A 19368-nucleotide genomic window follows, 5' to 3' on the forward strand; every position below is an offset into this window, starting at 1 on the left:
GTACGACGAACGCTGAGGGCAACGCTACTATTTGGGGCTCTCAGACGCCGCTTCTGTGGGCCGAGTCGCGCCTGCACCTGCAGAAGGCGTGGATTGCCGCCGCGAGCCAGTTCGTGCCCGACGATGCTTCGACGGGTTACGAGGCGCAGCGCAAGTACCAGCTGTGGGACTCCCATGAGAGCTGGCCGGAGGGCCAGGGGCTCTTGTCGAGCTACAAGGGTCTGTTCTATGGCCAGTACGATGCGGCGCTGGAATACCATCAAACCTATCAGGCTAAGCTGCAGGCCGTCAATTACGGCGACCGCACCCTGGACGGCGTCGAGTTCACCTACGTCATGCCCTACGGTGCCGAGCCTGTTTTCGAGGCTGACGGCGTCACGCCCAAAGTGAGCGCCGAGGTGCTTTCGGCTGTGCAGGGGGCTCCTCAGAATGTCAGCACCGATCCGACGGTGCAGGAGCGTTTCAGTCCTATCCACAACAGCCTGGTCAGCGTCGAGGTAGTGCAGAGCCCCTATTCTGCCTATGCCGGCTTTGATGCGCCCAGTGCGTCTCAGAACCCGGCGGACTACCGCAACGGCCTCGCGCTCAAGCAGGCCTCGTCGCCCGATGTGTCGGGCCTCACCGACCGGTCGACCTACGAGGCCCTGAATACGGAAGGCGATCCGGATAAGACCGGGGCAGCCGACACGCACACCCAGGCCTATGTGGACAGTTCGCAGCCATGGGTGCTGAAGATCACGGTACGCCAGCCTTTGGGCAAGTGGTTCGGCCGCACAAGCGACGGATCACAGGTAGGGGCATTGCGCAATACGGTGGATCCCGACATTTACACGGGTGACGCCGGCTACAAGATCAACGTGAGCGTTGCCTCGCGCATCTTCGCCAATCCTGCCTCCGATGGCGACGAAGCGGCCTGGTACGACCGCGTGCTGCTGCGGCCCTACGACAACGGCGATGCTACGGGATCCGATGTGGCCAAGGGCCAGCGCCCGAGCCGCTCGAGCGCCTACTTCCAAGTGTTCGACCTCGACCACTACGAGGGCGCCTCGACGGCCGCCGACACCAATAAGAACGACGGCGACCTGAACAACGTGCAGATGGGCAATATGGACTACCGTTTCGTGGGACGGTCGGGCATCACGGCCTCGCGCCAGCGTGCCTACGACACCTCGTGGGGCTCCTATAATCTTCCGAGCGTGGGCGGCAAGATGGTGCTGAACAACACCTGCCTGGCCACAGCCGAGGCTCCTCAGGGGTCGCGGGCGACCAATCCGACTACGCTGCTGGCACCGGCGCAGGAGGACAGCGCCGTGGTGTGGTGGAAGGCCTACAAGAACGAGGAAGCCGAAGCAGCTCCGACAGTGTATGCCCAAACGGGCACCAAGGCCGTTATGCGCAAGCCGCTCATCCGCACCTGGAACTCGATCGGCGCCGACGGCGTGGGCGCCGATGCCGATGAATACTATGTGCAGAACGAGGGCGACGTGCGCCAGCTGAACGTGCACGTGGAGAACCGCTATTGGTGGAACGACACAGCCGTCGACACCGTGAAGCGCAACAACCCCGAGGTCAGCTACTTGAACGAGCGCCGCCAGCACACCTACGCCGTGGACGGCGGCCAGATGGGCTCGCTGGTTCTGCCCATTGTGACCGTGGTGCTGCCCGAGAACTTGGCGCCGGTCAACGGCGAGACGAACCGACCCTATCCGCGCTTGGTTGACTACGAGCAGCCCTTTGTCGTGCGCGACTGGAACCTGGTGAACGCCCATGACGCCAACGCGACGAGTCGTTCCAAGGTGGGGGCGTCGGCCAATATGGCGAAGGCCGACGCAGCGGCGCTGTTCGACGCGACGGTCACTTACGAGCTGACCGACGACCCGGTGACCGGGGCCAAGCAGTACCGCTTCGTGGTGCGCTTCATCGCCAAGCCTGCAGGCATCAACGGCGATGCGGCAGCCGAGCACGCCCTGCGCTCGACGGACATGGATGTCTTCAAGTTCGACGTCATTACCGTGGGCGACGGCGAGACGGCGGCGGCCACGGCCGACGGCGCCCACGCCGAGGTGCAGCGCTCTTTCGAGAACATCCGCACCTACGTGTCGAGCCAGGTGCCCAACTTCAAGTTCCTGACTGACACCGACATCGCCGGCAACCCCTACGAGGTCGGTAGCGCCTACCAGCGCCGCTACGATGGGGACGTGTCGGATAAGCGCCTCGATTCGCGCCAGGCCATCTATATGGTGAAGGGCCATGTAGTGACGCCGCTGCCCTTGTTGGACCAGAACCATTATGCGGAAGTTCATGACGTGGTGAATTTCTATGACGCGACCGACTATTCTTTCTTCACGCAGGCCCAGCGCGATGCCATGAAGGTTGCCGAAGTTAAGTATTCGCAGAACAGTCTGTTGGGATGGATTGTTATTGGCGGTCGAAAGTTCGATTACTACTGCGATCACTATAACGAGTGCACGGCTTGCACCGATTACGTTCGCGTCAAGGCGAGGACGAACTGGACCGATCAGCAGCTGGAAGATAGGGGCATTTTCCCCTGTACCTGCGTCGATCTTGCGAAAAGCACCGCTGCGACGCTCAACGGATCGGGAACTAAGGTCCTTTCCCAGGCCAAGGTGCAATACAAGAACTATAGAACAGGAACGGGAGCGAATCTCAACGAGCCGACTACCGTTAAGCCGGAATTCAATAATCCCTCGAATAGCAATTATCCGGGTGTCACGTGCTTGCCTGGCACGGGCAACTGTGACTCCAATGCCGATGGCTGCGGGTGGCATCCCATTTGGTCGATCGTCGATGACAAGGATGTGGTAACGGGCTTCCGCTGGAGTGCCTGTGCCACGCACAACCGCCATCACACCAACGATTACGTGGTGGCCGAGGAGTTCGCCACCTATGGCGTTATGCCCGCCGATCCCATTGACGACGGCACCTTCCAGCGCGACAGCCGCGATGCCACGAAGGTGATCACCCGCGAGGCCACTGAGAGCTCCTACACGAACAAGTTGGTGCGCATGACCGCGCGCTACTACGAGACTGATGATGTGCTAAATTGCCTCGAGGCGGGGGAGGCGCGCCTGCATGTGGAGGACTACTGGTTCCGTCCGCAAATCGGCACGCTCACCTCTTCTTTGGGCTACGCGCTCTCTGCGGCATCGACGGCACGCCTGAACGGCAATGACGAGGTGAAGACGACCTACGGCTTCATTAACCGCATGACGGGCACCGCAGCCTCGACCAAGGACGGCGGCGTTATGGCGGGCCTGAAGCTGCGCCGCTGGGGCACGCCCAACCTGGATATCACCTACAAGGTGCAGCCCGACAGCGGCTATGGCACCGGCGTCGACACTATGGACGGCGGGGCTGTGGCAGGCCAGGTGCTCGACCGGGCCGGCACCACCAAGAACGACAAGAACGACCCGTGGCAGTACGGTGAGTCGCTTTGGTACGCCGCCAAGCTGTCGAACCTGCCCTCCCAGAGCGGCGACCGATTCGACGGCTCGCCAGTGTTCCACGCCAAGTACGTGTACGCCCTCACCCTTCCCAAGGAGACGACGTACTTCACCAACGAGGCCATGATGGCGTTCACCAACAAGGACGCCGACGTGGCGGCCCTGCAGAATATCATGGCTGCGGGAACGTTCTACGATGACGACAACCCGCCCTTCGTTGTGGAATGGACCCATACGCCGCGCGGCGCCTCTGCGCCCGTGGTGGAGCAGTTGACTCCGCGGCAGCTGTTGGAGCGGGGTTGGACGATCGACATTACCAAGCAACCGGACTACGGTACGGCCACCTACGATAACCGCGAGTTCGCCAAGCCCGACAGTGATGACCCGCTCGACCTTGCCGATCCGGTGTTCGGCGCCACCAAGGTCAAGGAGCGCGAGACCGAGACGCTCGTGTTCGAGATCGCTCCGCCCGATGACGCTACCGACGAGGAGTTCGCTACCTACGATACGCTGCTAGAGGCGTACTGGGCTGGCGTGCGCCCCGATGGCTATCTGGGTATTGGCGAATCGCTTACCCTGAAGGTGCGCGCCCGTATCGATAACCTCTTCGACGAGGCCTATGCCGCGGACCACTCGCCGCGGACTTTGACCTACTGGGACAAGGTCAACGCCATCAACACGGTGCTGAGCGAGTCCTCGACGGCGCGCGTCACCACCCATGACAGCCGCCTGATGTGGCTCGACGACGATCGCTCGGGCAAGGGATGGACGCACACGAGCGCCACCGGCGCCAAGGCCAGCAAGCCGGCGCAACTGGCGCAGTCGGGCATCGACGGCGTGGAGTTCATGCCCTACGGTTTCGCCGCGCAGAGCCCCTCGACCTATCGCATTCCCGCCCAGAAGAAAGACACCGACCATGAGGAGTACGTGCGCGACGATACCGCCGAGACGGTGCCCGAGGCTGATTACGACCATGACGGCGCGCTCGATGACATTTACCTGAAGGCCGAGTCGGGCATCTTCCGCATCTGGTGCCCCAGCTCGTCTGTGCGCGGGGACACGGCCTCGCCGCGCGATCTGGTGCTCGATAAGGACTGGAACACCAGCGTGGCCAACGATACCACCTGGCGCGCCGACAACCAGTTCTACATCACCCAGGCCGTGAACACGGGCGGTGCCGTGAACAGCTTCATCATGGATTGGCAGCTGCCCTATTACGCCACGCAGTTCTCCATGACCACCGACGCTCCCTTCCGCTCGCTCACCTCGCCGGTGTACCGCATTCTGAAGCAGAACGTGCAGACGATCATGCCCGGCGTGTGGGAGGTGCCGGGGGCCGAGTACAACGCCGACGGCACGCCCGCCAACGAGCTGGCCGAGCGGGCCGACAACCTGCGCCTGTACGTGTGGGTGCGCACGGCCTCGCTCGACCGCAACAGCGCAAACAGCGTGTACTACGAGCAGAACGGCAACGATCCGGCGGGCAGCGACAACGAGAACTATGCCCTGCCGGGCACCGATGCCGACCGCGACTACTTCTACGGCGAGGACGATATCGTCTTCGATCAGGACGGCCATCAGATAAGCGGCGACGCCAACAGCGCCGATCAAATCTACAGTGGCAATGCCCTGCGCGATCCGAACAGCGCTTGGAAACTAGTGGGCATCTTCGACGCCACGGATCCGGACAACGCATCGCATCCCATCGACGTGAGCTCGCTGACCGGTGGCGCGGCCCAGGACATTCGCCAGATTCGCTGGGTGGTGAAGGCTGTGTCGCCGCGCGACGGCCACGGCGGTGCGGGCAGCGTGGAGAGTGAGAACGCCACCTTGGGCGAGGAGCTCGACACCTTCCGCAGCTACGAGGAGGCGGTGCCCCACGGACTGCGCCTGAAAGTTGACGCCATGCCCGACGATGATTCCTCGGCCATCACCAAGGCGGCCACGGCGGGCAGCCAAGAGGCCGACGAGCTCGACCCCGGTCGCTTGAGCACGGGCTGGGAGCCGCGCAAGACCCAGGACGGCCTGGACTACGAGCGCACGCCGTCGGGTTCCTACTCCACGGTGGGGCAGACCCCCATGCCCGAGTCGCTTACGAAGAACGCCGCCGGAGTTCATTGCCTGATCAGCATCGATGTGCGCAAGCCTATCAACAGCTCGCCCTTCGTTGCGCTGGCAGCGAGCGATTCGGATGACAGTTCGGCCGAGACGCCGGCGGTCCACGTGAACCACTTCCTGTCTGGTGTGCTGCGCTACGACGACACGAAGTACCTGGAGGTAGAGCGTCAGCGTGTGGGCTTCTACCGCGTAAACGAGAAGCCGACGCTGCGGCTGGACTTGGAGCAGTCGTACTTTAGCGGCAGCGGCAATGCCGGCTACCATTGGGAGTCGGGCACGCCCGAGATCAACACCCAGGCGTCCAAGATGATGCGACTCAAGTTGACGCTGACGAATTTGGACGAAGAGCAGATGGCGACGCTCGGTTTGACCGATCGCGAGCCCGATACCTGCACGAATCCGGATATGTCGCTGATGCTTCCCATTCTGGAGAATTTCGGTGCCGCCAGCATGCTCACCGACGGATCGCTGTCCTATGTGCCCTATCGTGAGGTGGTGCAAACGGATGGCGACGGCAGTGCGACCTGTCCGCTGAACTCGGCCTATCGCACACGGCCCGAGACCGAGGTGGTGACTCAGCGCAATCCCTTCACCGGTGCCGACGAGCAAGTGGTGGTGGTGAAGAACCCCGCTGAGAATTTGGATGCCGTCACGCCGCTGTGGACCTACCATATCGAGAAGCAGAACGCCGCCTTCGGTACGGCAAAGCGCACCGAGGAGAAGGAGATCACCTTGCCGGACGGCACGACCATGACCGTGACGGTGGCCACGAGCGAGGACGACATCTACGACTTGGATCCGAGCGATCCGACGCGTGTCCATCCGTTGACGCTGACCGATCCCCAGGTGCGCGCGGCCACGGACCCGGAGGGCCCGGGCAGCCTGCTGGCGGCCGACAAGCGCGGCGACGTGGTAAGTACCGTGGAGCGCAAGTATTTGAGCTGGCACTTCACCGGAGAAACCCAGGACGACGGTTCGGTGGGCGCTGCGGCGCTCACGCCGGGCCAGGCCATTGTGGTGGAGATCATGATTCCCGTGAAGCCCGATGCCAACGCCACGCTGGGCTTCGACTACCTGAAGTCGAGCGGCTATGCCTACAAGGACGGCAACTACGACCCCTATATCCCCGACAACCAAGACACCACCTCCACCAATTACATCTACGATTCGCGCGACTGGAACCTCGACAACGTCAACGCCGAGATGCTGATCCAGGTGGAGCTGCCGGCCGTGGGCTTCGCCTCGGTTGAGACCCACGACCAGTCGAAGAGCTCTTCTTCCTCGCGCTCTTCGAACTACACGAAGAAGGTGAACGGCCCGGCGGCTGTGCCCGAGGGCGGCGATTACTCCTACACGATGCGCGCTATCAACCGCGGCGGCTCTACCACGCTGTCGCCCAGCTACGTGCATACGGTGCTCTTCGACGTCATGCCCTACGCCGACGACACCATGATTTTCAACAACACCGGCGCGAACAGCGTTCCGCGCCTGTCCACGTGGAACGGCTGGCTGAAAGACTTCGACTCGCTGAAGATGTCGGTGAACGCGCCTATGAGCTCTGATGGTATCGGCTCTCATGAGCTGACGTCCGACGAGTACCAAATGTGGCTCGGTCCCTTCGACTTCGATGCTGCGGCCGATGTCATGGTGCCGCTCCAAGAGGATGCCCTGCCGCAAATTTGGAGCCTGGGCAGTGAGAACAACCGGCGCATCTACTTCAACGAGCGCAATACGCTTATCAGCGAAGATGCCGAGAAGAAGCTGCGGGAGGCGCATTTCGTGAAGCTGGAGGAGATCAAGGCCTACTGCCAGCGTCATCCCGAGCAAGAGGAGAAGCTGCGCAAGGCCGTGCGTGCCGTGTGGGCGCAGATCACGAAGGAGACCCTGTTCCTGCCCACGGCCGGCTTCTTCCAGCTGGACTACGAGATGCATGCCCCGCTGAACCTGCCCAAGTACCTGGGCAGCACCAACGGCGTGGCCGACTTCGATATGAACGCCGAGGCCAATCCTGGGCTGGCCGAGCGCCTGGCCGAGGTGACCCAGTGGAACAGCTTCGTTCAGCGTATTAACATCCGTTCCGGCACGGTTGGCGACACGACGGCCAAGGTGCTCGAGGACAAGCAGGCCGGCGCCTACATCGACGCTCCGGCCACGCGCGGCTATATTGGCGACTACATCTGGATCGATGCGAATTGGAACGAGCTGCAGGACGACACCAATGCCGAGGTGACGGGAACGACCACGGACGATCTGGGTCGCGATACGACCTACCATCGCGGCGACAACGGCCGCTTCCTCCTGTCCACCGACAAGACCTTCGACGCCCAAGGCAATTGGCTGGGCAACTTCAAGAACGCCGACGGCGCCACCGTGGCCACCAAGAGCGGCCTTATCGACCTGGACTATGACGGCGAGGTGGAAGATCCCGGCGTGAACGGCGTCAAGGTGGAGCTGCTGAACGAGTACGAGCAGCCGGTCAACCGCGAGGGCCAGGTGGCGAAGTGGGACATGAACCCCGAATCCGGCGAGTACCGCTGGACGCTCTACGATGCCCGCGGCGAGAATCGCGTTCTCAATGATATCGGCGGCTGGGTGGTAGCCGAGGGCGGCGCTCCGATCTCCTACACCTCCGAGAGCGACTACTACGGCAACCGGGGCTACTGGGTGCTGTCCGACATCAATCCCAAGCCCGAGGACAGCGAGGGCGTTCACAGCTACAAGCTGCGCTATACCTTCCCGGCGGAGTACTCGGCCTATTCGGTGACCACGAAGATGATCGGACCCGATCGCGATAACCCGGTGCGGGTGGAGCGCATCCCCGATGATCCCGCCACGCCCGAGAACGAAGCGCGCCTGGTGGTGACCACGGAGAATCCGATCACCATCGACGAAGTGGCCTACGAGCAGGATTCTTTCAAGGATCTGGCCTATGATCGCTACATGAACCCTGATGGAGCCCACCGTGTCTATGATGCCAAGGCCATGAGCTACGATGTGGGTATCGCCCGTCCTGTGGTGTACGAGGGCACGGTGTTCCGCGATGACCGTCTGGCCGAGGCCCAGCCGGACTGCACCTTCGCCGAGGGCCAGGAAATCGATTTGAGTTATATCGACGGCTACATGGATCATCAGGAGAGTTCGAGTGCGGCGGACCCCGAGGCGACATTCATGGAGCAGCGCATCGGCGGCATGTGGGTAACGGTGCATGAGTACGACGAAAAAACCGGCGTTGTGCAAGAAGCGGTGGCCCTCGACGCCAACGGGGAGCCCGCGGAAATTCTGACCGAGGCGGATGGTCTTTTCTCGTTCATGTTGAAGCCCGGTCGTTCCTACGTAGTGCGCTGCACCGACAGCGTCACCTCGCGCTTCATCAAGCCGACGCCTTATATTTTCACACAGAACCCGCTGCTCTGGCCTGATGAGAGCCAGACGCTATTCGACAACGACCTTATCATCACTGCGATGCCCAATGGCGATACGGAGTACGATACCCATCCCTTCCAGGCTCAGGTACCCGTTAATGCCCAGGGTCATGCCGTGTACGAGCAGGGAGAGGAATGGCGCGGATACGAGGTGTACCGCAAGCTGGCCCTTGGCTTCGTCGATGGAACGAAGGGCTTTTTGGGCAATAAGATCTGGGAGGACGAGGATTACGACGGCCACCAGGCAGAGATCAGCGACCGTGGCATTGCGGGCGTGAAGCTGACCGCCGAGCAGTATTGGTGGAATCCGAACGCGAACGGAGCCGGCCGTGGTGGCTGGTCGCTGACGAACCGCGAGTTCCCCACTGAAGTGACCAACAACGCGGGTGTCTACGTGTTCAAGGGCCTGGCCACCTATGTGGTGGATCCGCTTGACGACACCCCGGGCAAGCCCGACGACATGAAGGATCGCTACTTGGCCGGCTATCGTCTGCGCATCGATGCGGAAGATGTGGCATCGCTGCCGGATATGTGGAGCTTCACCTTGCGCGACAACGCGCGTACCGTGACGGGCGCCTCGGACGATCTCCTTGATTCCGATATCTGCACGCTGCCCCTGATGGGTGTCGATAGCGCCCAGCTCAACCCCGAGGCGCGCGGACTGGAGCCGGTGTACTACTTCAATGAGAGCGGATCCCATGCAGGTATCGATCTGGCCAACGGCGTGTTCTTCGACTCGATGATCGTGATGGCCGGCCTTGAGATGGTCGGTAAATCCGATCCGGCCAATGTGGTGACGGTCAACGTGCCGAATGGCGGAAGCTATCGCTTCGATTTGCTGAATGCTCAGCGCTACGACCAGTGGGATGCCGGTATGGTGAAAGTGCCCACGGCGGGCATTTCCGGTCGCGTGTGGAATGACGCCAACGCAGACGGCTTGCAGGCCAAGGATGCCGCGGGAGCTTGGGCGGCCAGCGAGCCGGGTCTTGCGGGCGAGCGCGTCGTGCTCACCCAGTGGTACTATGACGCCTCCCGTACGAATCTCGAGGATGGAGGGAGCCACTGGTTCCGCAACGTCGACTTCGGCGTCGACAAACGCACGACGGGGGTTGCCCCGGGGGCCACGGTGGGAACGCCGGCGCCGGCTGGAACTGATCCAGCAGCAGCGACTCCCGATAGCGCCGGCCTGCTGCCGGGCGAGCTCATGGTGCTTACCGATGACGAAGGCCGCTACGCCTTCGGCGATCTGCCTACGGCCTACACCACGGACGACGGGGTGCAGTACCTGGCCGCTTACCGCGTGCGCCTGGTGTCGCTGCATCAAGACGTCGATCCGACTACCGGCGACCCAGTAGGGGAGCCGTGGCTCGCTACGCGGCCCCATGAGGGTACCGTGGCAAGCTTGGCCATCGACTCCGACGTGCTAGATACGGAAAGCCTTGCTCTGGTCGATCGCGAGATCGTAGGGGCGACGACGGTAAAGCGCGCCCATGAGGGCCAGGTGATTCTGGCGGCCACGGTGCCGTTGGCCCGTGCGGGGCAGTATTCCCAGATGACCCTCGGTGGCCTCGACGCACCTTCGGCGCTGCCTACGGCTTTTGACTGGTTGCGGGTGCGTGACGACGCCGAAGAACGCGACGGGGCACTGTGGGTGCGCGGTGGCGACGCAGGCCAGCTCAAGCGTCCTGTGGCCGATATCGAGGGCTATCTGTGGGAAGATCCGGACAATGACGGCATGCACAGCGCCAACGAGGCTGGCGTCGGCGGCATTCGCGTGACGCTGGAGCGCTACATTCCCGACCCGCTGAACAGCGACGGCGACGGTGACGGCTGGCAGCGCGACCCGGCGTGGTATCCCGACTGGGAAAACGACCCCGATTATCTGGTATACAACCCCGTGGGCGGTGGAGATACCGAGACCGGGGGAGACACCGGCGATGCTGGCGAATCTGGCGAAGGTTCGGATCCGGACAACGGCCACAGCGGCGAGGCTGACGGCTCAGGCAATGGTGCCGATACGGGCGATGGCAACGGCGGTGAGACGGGCAATCCTGGCGATGGCGCTGAGGCCGGTGCTGGCGCTGAGGGCGGCAACGGTGAAGACGGCAGCGACAGCGAGGGCGAACCCGCGGCCGTCGCCGAGGTTGCCTCGACGGCTGCGGACACCGTCGACGCCTGGGGCGCCTATGACGATCATCCCCAGAAGGGCATCGGCTCCGACCGAGCCGGGCACAGCACGTTCACGGATGCGAACGGCCGCTATTGTTTCGCGGACCTGCCTACCCAGCAGGTGGAAGCCGATGGCTCGGTGACGGTGTTCGCCTATCGCGTGCGCGTTACCGTCGATCCCGATTTGCGCTACACCTACCTTATTGGCAAGTACCGCCAGGGCTCTGACTTCACGGTTGATTCCGACCTGCGCTATTCGGACGCCTACCTGATGGATCCCCAGCGCCGTGAGTACGACGTGCTGCTTGATCGCCGCGATAGCGGTTCGCTGCCCGATAACGTGGTAGGAGCCGCCCCGGCTAACAATCCCAACCAGGACGGCATGGCGTCCGTGGCGGCGTTCGATGGGCTGCTGGCCAGCGCCCTTGCTGCGCCGGCATTGATGGACTACCCCTACGACCTGGCGAAATCTGCCGATCGCGCCAACAACGACGGCATGGTGGAGAACCCCAACCGCGCCGAGATTGCCGGCGTGCTGTGGTCGGATCTCGATCATGACGGCGTGCGCGACGCCGGCGAGGAGCCGCTGGTCGACAAACGGGTGAAGCTGATCAAGTGGTATCTGGATGTCGACAACACCACGTGGGTGCGCCTCGAAGACACCGAGGAGACCTTCACGGATGCCTCGGGTCGCTATTCGTTCACCAACCAGCTTTCGTACTTGAAGCTCGACCCCGATGTTATCGCCGAGCGTTATCCGGATGCACAGGAAGATCTGGCCGTCAAGCCCTTCCTCATGGGCTATACCGTCGAAGTGCAAAACGACAACAGCGATGGCCATGGCGTGGACTACCAGCGGGTGAGCGAACGGGAGCAGGGCGGCGACGAGGCGCTCTCTTCTAAGGCTGTGGCACCCCAGGATGCCGATGAGCGATTGGGCTACGACGACCAGTGGTACCCCATCCAGTGGCGTGCCGACAATGTAGCCGTCACGGATGGCAGCCGCGCGGTGGACGGTCGCTTGGTGCTGGCCAATCCCATCGTGGCCGGCAGCTCCGATGAGCATAAAGTGCGCGGATTCGACGTGTCCAGCGCCTCCTCGCAGCTGGCCATGAACGGTGGCTTCACGCCGCTGATGATCGAGGGCAACGTGTGGCGTGATGACTACGACGGCGTGCGGCAGACTGACGAGCCCGGCATCGCCAACGTTACTGTTGAGCTGACCCGCTACTGGTACGCTGCCCCCGCCGAGGAAGACGAACCGGCCGAAGAGGGCGGAGAAGGCGCCGAGGGTGCTGACGACACTGGTGATATACAGGTGCTGAGCGCGGACGAGTCCGAGGTGCCTGGAGAGAACGAACCAGGTGAGGAAGATGCGTCGGCGTCCGATGGCGATGCCTCGACGCCGGAGGCCCCAGACGATGAGACCAGCGAGGGCGATGAAGCCAATGACGCTGAGGAGTTGGCTCCCGCGGCTGCGCCGCGTTGGATGTTCGACGCCTCCTTCGGCGACGGCGCGGGCAAGCGCGTAGCCCAAACCGACGCTGCGGGCCTATGGCGCTTCACCGACCTGGAATCGACGGGGACCATCGAGGTTGACGGCGAGGCCATCGATGTCGTGTTCGGCTACCGCGTCAACCTGCCGTCGCTTCCCGCGGGCTATTCGGTCACCAAGATGAACCGAGGCTCCGACGACACCGACTCCGATCTGGATGAGATGACCACGCGCGTTGCGCCTGACGATCCGACGCGCGGTCTGATTGTTCTGGCGGCGCCGGCCTCGGACAATGAGACGAGCGATCCGGTGAAAGCGCCCGGTCTTGACGGAGACGATTGGTCGGTTCACTGGACGCGCTCCAGTTTGGCCAACGATGCGGGTCTGGTGCCCTGGCGTGCCGCCGTCATCAGCGGCCGAGCCTGGCGCGACTTCGATCGCGACGGTATTCAGGACGAAACGGAAGTAGGCATCAAAAACGTTAAGGCCACCCTGGAGCGGTCTGTCGAAACAGGCGTTGAGGGCGAAGAGCTTCTGGGCGTATTGAAGACCGACGGAGACCCCGGCGCCAATCTGGATGCTGAGGGCGAGCCCATGGCAAAGGAAGCGGAGTCGGCGCCTGATTCAGCGCCGGCTCCTGAGCCGGAACCTGACCCTGAGCCGAATCCCGAGCCCGAGCCTGACCCGGCGCCGGCACCCGAGCCAGAGCCTAATCCTGACCCTGAGCCTAGTCCCGAACCTGATCCCGTGCCTGAGCCCGATCCGGAGCCTGACCCTGAGCCGAATCCCGAGCCCGATGCAGAAGAAGGGGTGGAATCCGTGATGGCACTGGCTGCAGATGCCACTGCGGAGGAAGAGCCCGTCCCTGGCGATGCGGTGGACGCCGCCGAGGAAGAGGGGCCGGTCTCTGGCAATGGGACGGACGGCGCGCAGGGCGAGGATGACTCCGCTGCTTCTGGCGCCGACGCAGCCGCTGGCTCTGAAGGCGACGAAGAGTCACCTGAGTCCGAGCCGGTATGGGAGACGGTGGCTGAGGCTCAAACCGACGCAGACGGTTGTTACGCCTTCGAGGGCCTTCCCGTGGCGGATGCGGCGGGCCGTCCCTACCGCTATCGTATTCGCGTCGCGAAGGATGAAGAAGCGCATTACGTTCCGCTTAAGCAGGGCGATGACGCTAACCTCGATAACGATCTGGCGCCCTTGGGTGACGAAGATTCGCCCGAGGGAGTCACGGAGGCCTACGGCACCTACGTGCTGCTGGGCGCCGGGGTGGTTAACGCCTACGGACAGCTGACAACCCAACTCGAGCCCTTCAACTGGACGCGAGAGGCCGGTCGTTCCGTTGACTTTGGCTTCTGGTTCGACCCCAAGAGCGTTCCGGAAACGGGCGGTCCCATAGATCCCGATAACCCGGATGATCCGGATGGCTGGGTTACCCAGTTGATCGAAACAGACTGGGCGACCACGCTCATGCGGGCGTTGTTGCCGCAGACGGGCGATGCGGGGCAACTGCTGTTCCTGCTCTTGCTGCTCCTGCTTTCGGCCGGCGGCATTGTGACGGCGCGCCGTGTCCGGAAACGCCAGCAAGAGTCCGCAAGGACAAGCGAATAGGCGCCGGTTAGAAGCGAACTCCTTCGGGCTAGAGGCGGTGATCCTTGCAAGGATCACCGCCTCTTCTTGTTTTAGGTGGTCGCCATCTTTCCCAATCTGAAGGGTTGTTGGGGGTTTTCGGGGGCGGTGATCGGCCGTGATATACTGGGCGCGGATTATTCGCCCCTTAGTTTTTCGAGGCATGTATGACTGATTCTACGAAACCGGTGCGCGTTCGCTTCGCGCCTTCTCCTACGGGCAAGCTGCACATCGGCGGCGCCCGCACGGCCATTTACAACTGGGCCTTCGCCCGCACCATGGGCGGCACCTTCGTGCTGCGCATCGAGGACACCGATCCCGAGCGTTCCACCGAGGAGAACACCCAGATCATTCTGCGCGCCCTGAAGTGGATGGGCCTTGATTGGGACGAGGGCCCCGAGGTGGGCGGACCCTGCGGCCCCTACTTCCAGACCCAGCGCACCGACACCTACGAGGCGGCGCTCCAAAAGCTCATCGAGGCCGATGCGGCCTACCCGTGCTTCTGCACGAAGGAAGAGCTGGACGCCAAGCGCGCCGCGGCTGAGCAGACGGAGGGCGGCTATGCGGGCTACGACCGCACCTGTCGCAGCATTCCGGCCGACGAGGCCCGTGCCCGCATCGAGGCCGGCGAGCCCCATACCTGGCGCCTCAAGGTGCCCGACGACCATGGCCCGGTGGAGTTCGAGGACGCGGTCTATGGGTCCATGAGCTTCCCCATCGAGGTCATGGACGACATGATTCTGCGCCGCACCGACGGCACGTTCACCTATAACTTTGCCGTAGTGTGCGACGATGTGAACATGGGTATCACCCACGTCATCCGCGGCGACGACCATCTGTCCAACACGCCGCGCCAGGTGCTCATCTACGAGGCTTTGGACGCCGAAGTGCCGCTGTTCGCGCACTTGTCCATGATCCTGGGCGCCGACGGCAAGAAGCTGTCGAAGCGCCACGGCGCCACCAACGTGGAGGAGTACCGCGACCGCGGCTATCTGCCCGACGCCCTGGTGAACTTCCTGGCGCTTTTGGGCTGGTCCCTCGACGGCGAGACCACCATCATCCCGCCCGAGGAGTTGTGTCGCGAGTTCAGCCTCGACCGCATCACCAAGAAGCACTCTATCTTCGACGAGAAGAAGCTCGACTGGATGAACGGCGTGTACATCCGCGACATGGGCGCTGAGGCCTGGGTGGAAGCCGCCAAGCCGTGGCTGGCCCAGACGAATCTCGATGGCTCGAATGTGGCCGACGGCATCACGGTGGTGCCCACGCCCACCAAGGAGGAGCAAGCGGCGGCTGCGGCCGAGCTGCGCATTCCCGGCGAAGGCGTCGACGAGGAAACCTGGCAGGCCTGCCTGGCCGACGTCGACGACGACCCCGAGTTCTATCAGGCCATGTACCCCTTGGTGGCCGAGCGCCTGAATCACTTGGACGAGATTCCCGCCAAGCTGGCCTTCCTGTTCTGGGGCGACTCGGTGGTACTCGACGAGAAGAGCGTGCAGAAGGTGCTGCTGAAGGAAGGCGCTCGCGCCGACGAGGCGCTGGCTATCTGCCGCGAAGTGCTGACCAACGATGACAACCCGTGGGATGCCGAGGCGCTGGAAGAGCTGTGCCGCGCCAAGGGCGAGGAGGCCGGCCTGAAGCCGAAGCTGCTGTTCCAGCCTTTGCGCGTGGCCGTGTGCGGCAACATGGTGTCGCCGCCGCTGTTCGAGGCCATGATGCTGATGGATCCGGCGGACGTGGTGGCCCGCATCGATGGCGTGACGGCCAAGGTGTTTTCCGATCAATCGTAGTTAACGGGCCGTGCGCAAGCGCGGCCCTTGTCTTGTCAACGAACTCAGAAACGGAGTATGCAATGGATGAGAACAACCCCCTCGACGGCCAGCCGGTTCAGCCGCAGTCTGACTCCGCGCCTGCCGCGCCCGTACCGCAGCCCGAGGTAACGCCTGCGCCGCAGGCCCCGCAGTCCGAGCCCGCGCAAGCGGCTTACGCTCCCTACGCGGCAGCGCCGCAGCAGCCGACGACGCAGCCCGACCCCGCGCAGACAGCCTATGCTCCCTATGCCGCTGCGCCGCAGCCTGAGCCCCAGCAGACGCAGGCGCCGTATCAGGCGGCCTATCAGCCATCCTCGGTGCCGCCGACGCCGCCTTACGCCGGCGCGCCCGCCCCGTACGGTTACGAGCCGGCGGGTCCTCAGCAGAAGCGCCGCTGGCCGTGGTTCCTCCTGGGCCTGGCTGTGGGTCTTGTCATCGGCCTGGGCGGTTGCGTCAGCTGCGCGGGCATTATGGCCGCAACCAGCTTCGATCGCGCGGACACGAACTACGCTACGCCCATTAATCCCGAAATCGATTTGGGCGAGCGGGGCGAGGGCAACGATCGCGACTACAACTATGACTACGGTTACGGCTATGAGGACGGCAACGGCTCCGATAATGGCCAAAACCCCAATGGCCAGCAGGGCGATCAGCCGAGCACGGCCGCCGGCACCTATTCCCTCGATGAGATCAAGAGCGTCATGTTCCCGAACGGCGTGCCTTCCAACGAGCCCGCTGAGGGCGCTGTGTGCAAGGAGGGCATCTACACCGTCGGCGCGAAGGGACAGATTCCCGCGGGCGTCTACTTCCTCGAAGGCGCCGAGGATGCTGAGAGCAACTTCTATGTGTTCGAGGGTTCCGACACCCCCAACTACTACAAGGTCGACGACTCCGTCGTGTATTTCGGCAACTACTTTACCGAGCTTGAGGAGGGCGATCTCATCGTGTTCAAGCCCGGTGCCGACGTGACCATGTATCCGGCTCCGGCTACCTCCTTCGAGCCGAAGAGCCCCTACAACGACGGCTGCTATCGCGTGGGCATCGATATTCCCGCTGGCAGTTACACTATTACCAGCTATGAGCCCTCGGCGGCTGTGGCCACGGCCGATAGCGGGGCCTTCGTGATGAAGGACCTCGACTTCGACGACGATTCCATTGAGGAGAGCGTCTATGTCATCCCCGGCGGCAAACAAGTCATTACGGTGAAGGACGGCCAGTATCTGGAGCTGTTCGCCGCTACGGCCACACCGGTGTCCCAGGGCTAGGGAAGCGGTCGGTTTCAGAAGTTCTCGACATAAGGAACGGCGCTCCGTATCGGGCGCCGTTTTTGCGAAAGGAGCACCTATGGCAAAGCAACTGAGCGATTATCCCACCCTTGAAGAGCTGAACGACTTCTTCGGCCACGACCGATTCGCTGCTTCCATTGGCTGTAAGATCGTGGAAGGATCGGTGGGTCACGGGGTAGCTGAGCTGGTCATCGAGGATCACCACCGTAACGCCCTGGGCATCGTCATGGGCGGTGCGCTGTTCACCCTGGCTGATTTTGCCCTGGCCATCGCCAGTAACGTTGGCGTGGAGCCGAGCGTGTCCATCAACAGCTCCATCGACTACTACACGGCCTCCAAGGGCAAAAAGCTCATTGCCACGTGCAACGTGGACAAAGGCGGCCGCCGTCTGGGCTTCTATACCACCGACATCACCGACGACACCGGCAAGCGCATCGCCCGCATGACCACGACGGTGTTCCGCAACGCGGAATAAAGCGCAGCTGCCGTTTGCTGAGGGGCGGATATGCCCCGCCCGAGAAATGAGACGGGTCCCCGGAGGGAGCGGTCCGTGTTGGACCAACCCTCCGGGGACCCGTCGGCATTCGAGGGGATGGATTACAGCCCGCAGGCCTCGCGCAGCGCGTCCACCTTGTCGGTTTTCTCCCAGGTGAACTCGGGCAGTTCGCGACCGAAGTGACCGTAGGCCGCCGTCTTCTGGTAGATGGGACGGCGCAGGTCGAGGGCGTCGATGATGGCGCCGGGACGCAGGTCGAACACCTTCGCCACGGCAGCCTCGATGTCCTCCTCGGGCACGTGGGCGGTGCCGAAGGTGTCCACCATCACCGAAACCGGCTGGGCCACGCCGATGGCGTAGGCAATCTGCACCTCGCAGCGATCGGCGAGTCCCGCCGCCACTACATTCTTCGCCACCCAGCGCGCTGCGTAGGCCGCCGAGCGGTCCACCTTGGTGCAGTCCTTGCCCGAGAAAGCGCCGCCGCCGTGGCGGCCCATACCGCCGTAGGTGTCGACGATGATCTTGCGGCCGGTCAGGCCCGCATCGCCCATGGGACCACCGATGACGAAGCGGCCGGTGGGGTTCACGTAGATTTCGCAGTCCTCGGCCAGCTCGATGCCCTCGCGCTCGAACACGGGCTTGATCACTGTATCGATGACGGCCTCGCGCAGGTTCTCCTGTTTGATGTCGTCGGCGTGCTGGGTGGACACCACCACTTTCTCCACGGCTGTGGGCTTGCCGTCCACGTAGCGCACCGACACCTGGGTCTTACCGTCGGGGCGCAGGAATTCCAGGGTGCCGTTCTTGCGTACCTCGGTGAGGCGCTCGGACAGGCGGTGGGCCAGGTAGATGGGCATGGGCATAAGGGTGGACGTCTCGTTGCAGGCGTAGCCGAACATCATGCCCTGGTCGCCGGCTCCCACGGTCTCGTAGGGATCTTCGGCGGCCTCGGCGTCGTGCTGCGCCTCGAAGGACTCGTCGACGCCCTGGGCGATGTCGCTCGACTGCTCGTGGATGGAGCTCATGACGGCGCAGGTGTTGCCGTCGAAGCCGTACTTGGCGCGGTCGTAGCCGATGCCGCACACTACGTCGCGCACGATGGACTGCACGTCTACGTAGGCCTGGGTGCGAATCTCGCCGGTCACGAACACGGTGCCCGTGGTAACCAGGGTCTCGCAGGCGCAGCGCATCTTTGTGGGGTCGGCGGGCGATCCGTCGGGGGCCACATAACCCTCTTCGGCCAGCTTGATCTCCTTCGCCAAAATGGCATCGAGGATGGCGTCGGAAATCTGGTCGCAGATTTTGTCCGGGTGTCCCTCGGTGACGGATTCGGACGTGAACAGGTACGTGGAGTGCTTGTCAGCCATAAGAGTCCTCTCTTATCGGTGTTGGCCGGACCACCTTGGCGCTAGCGTGAGGAACGCGTCAGGTTGGTGTCGGGATCGACGAGCCAACTCTCTACCCCGACTCTGGATAAT

The 19368-nt window shown here is 63.2% G+C and carries 5 protein-coding genes (1 of these 5 running past the window's edge); 4 read left to right on the forward strand and 1 reads right to left on the reverse strand.

What is annotated here, in order from left to right; translation table 11 throughout:
- The 4 genes from QZ307_RS00175 to QZ307_RS00190 all read left to right on the forward strand — a co-directional run.
- Positions 1–14279, forward strand: the 3' portion of a protein-coding gene (locus QZ307_RS00175; RefSeq protein ID WP_295994132.1) for an LPXTG cell wall anchor domain-containing protein. The gene continues 13771 nt to the left of window position 1, outside the view; only the last 14279 of its 28050 coding nucleotides appear in the window; its start codon lies beyond the left edge, outside the window; its stop codon occupies positions 14277–14279.
- A 185-nt stretch (positions 14280–14464) separates the two neighbouring features.
- The gene (gene gltX, locus QZ307_RS00180) at positions 14465–16087 is read left to right on the forward strand and encodes a glutamate--tRNA ligase (protein ID WP_295994134.1); all 1623 of its coding nucleotides are present in this window, start codon (positions 14465–14467) and stop codon (positions 16085–16087) included.
- Positions 16088–16149: 62 nt separating this feature from the next.
- Positions 16150–17373 (forward strand): hypothetical protein, encoded by a 1224-nt coding sequence (locus tag QZ307_RS00185; protein ID WP_295994136.1) that lies wholly within the window; start codon positions 16150–16152, stop codon positions 17371–17373.
- A gap of 79 nt (positions 17374–17452) precedes the next feature.
- A complete protein-coding gene (locus QZ307_RS00190) occupies positions 17453–17869 on the forward strand; it encodes a PaaI family thioesterase (protein ID WP_295994139.1) in 417 nt (138 codons plus the stop codon).
- A 122-nt stretch (positions 17870–17991) separates the two neighbouring features.
- Here QZ307_RS00190 and metK read toward each other — a convergent pair whose 3' ends face one another.
- The gene (gene metK / locus QZ307_RS00195) at positions 17992–19257 is read right to left on the reverse strand and encodes a methionine adenosyltransferase (protein WP_295994141.1); all 1266 of its coding nucleotides are present in this window, start codon (positions 19255–19257) and stop codon (positions 17992–17994) included.
- Positions 19258–19368 lie beyond the last annotated feature (111 nt).

It is taken from the genome of uncultured Adlercreutzia sp. (assembly GCA_910585575.1).
Lineage (GTDB): Bacteria > Actinomycetota > Coriobacteriia > Coriobacteriales > Eggerthellaceae > Adlercreutzia.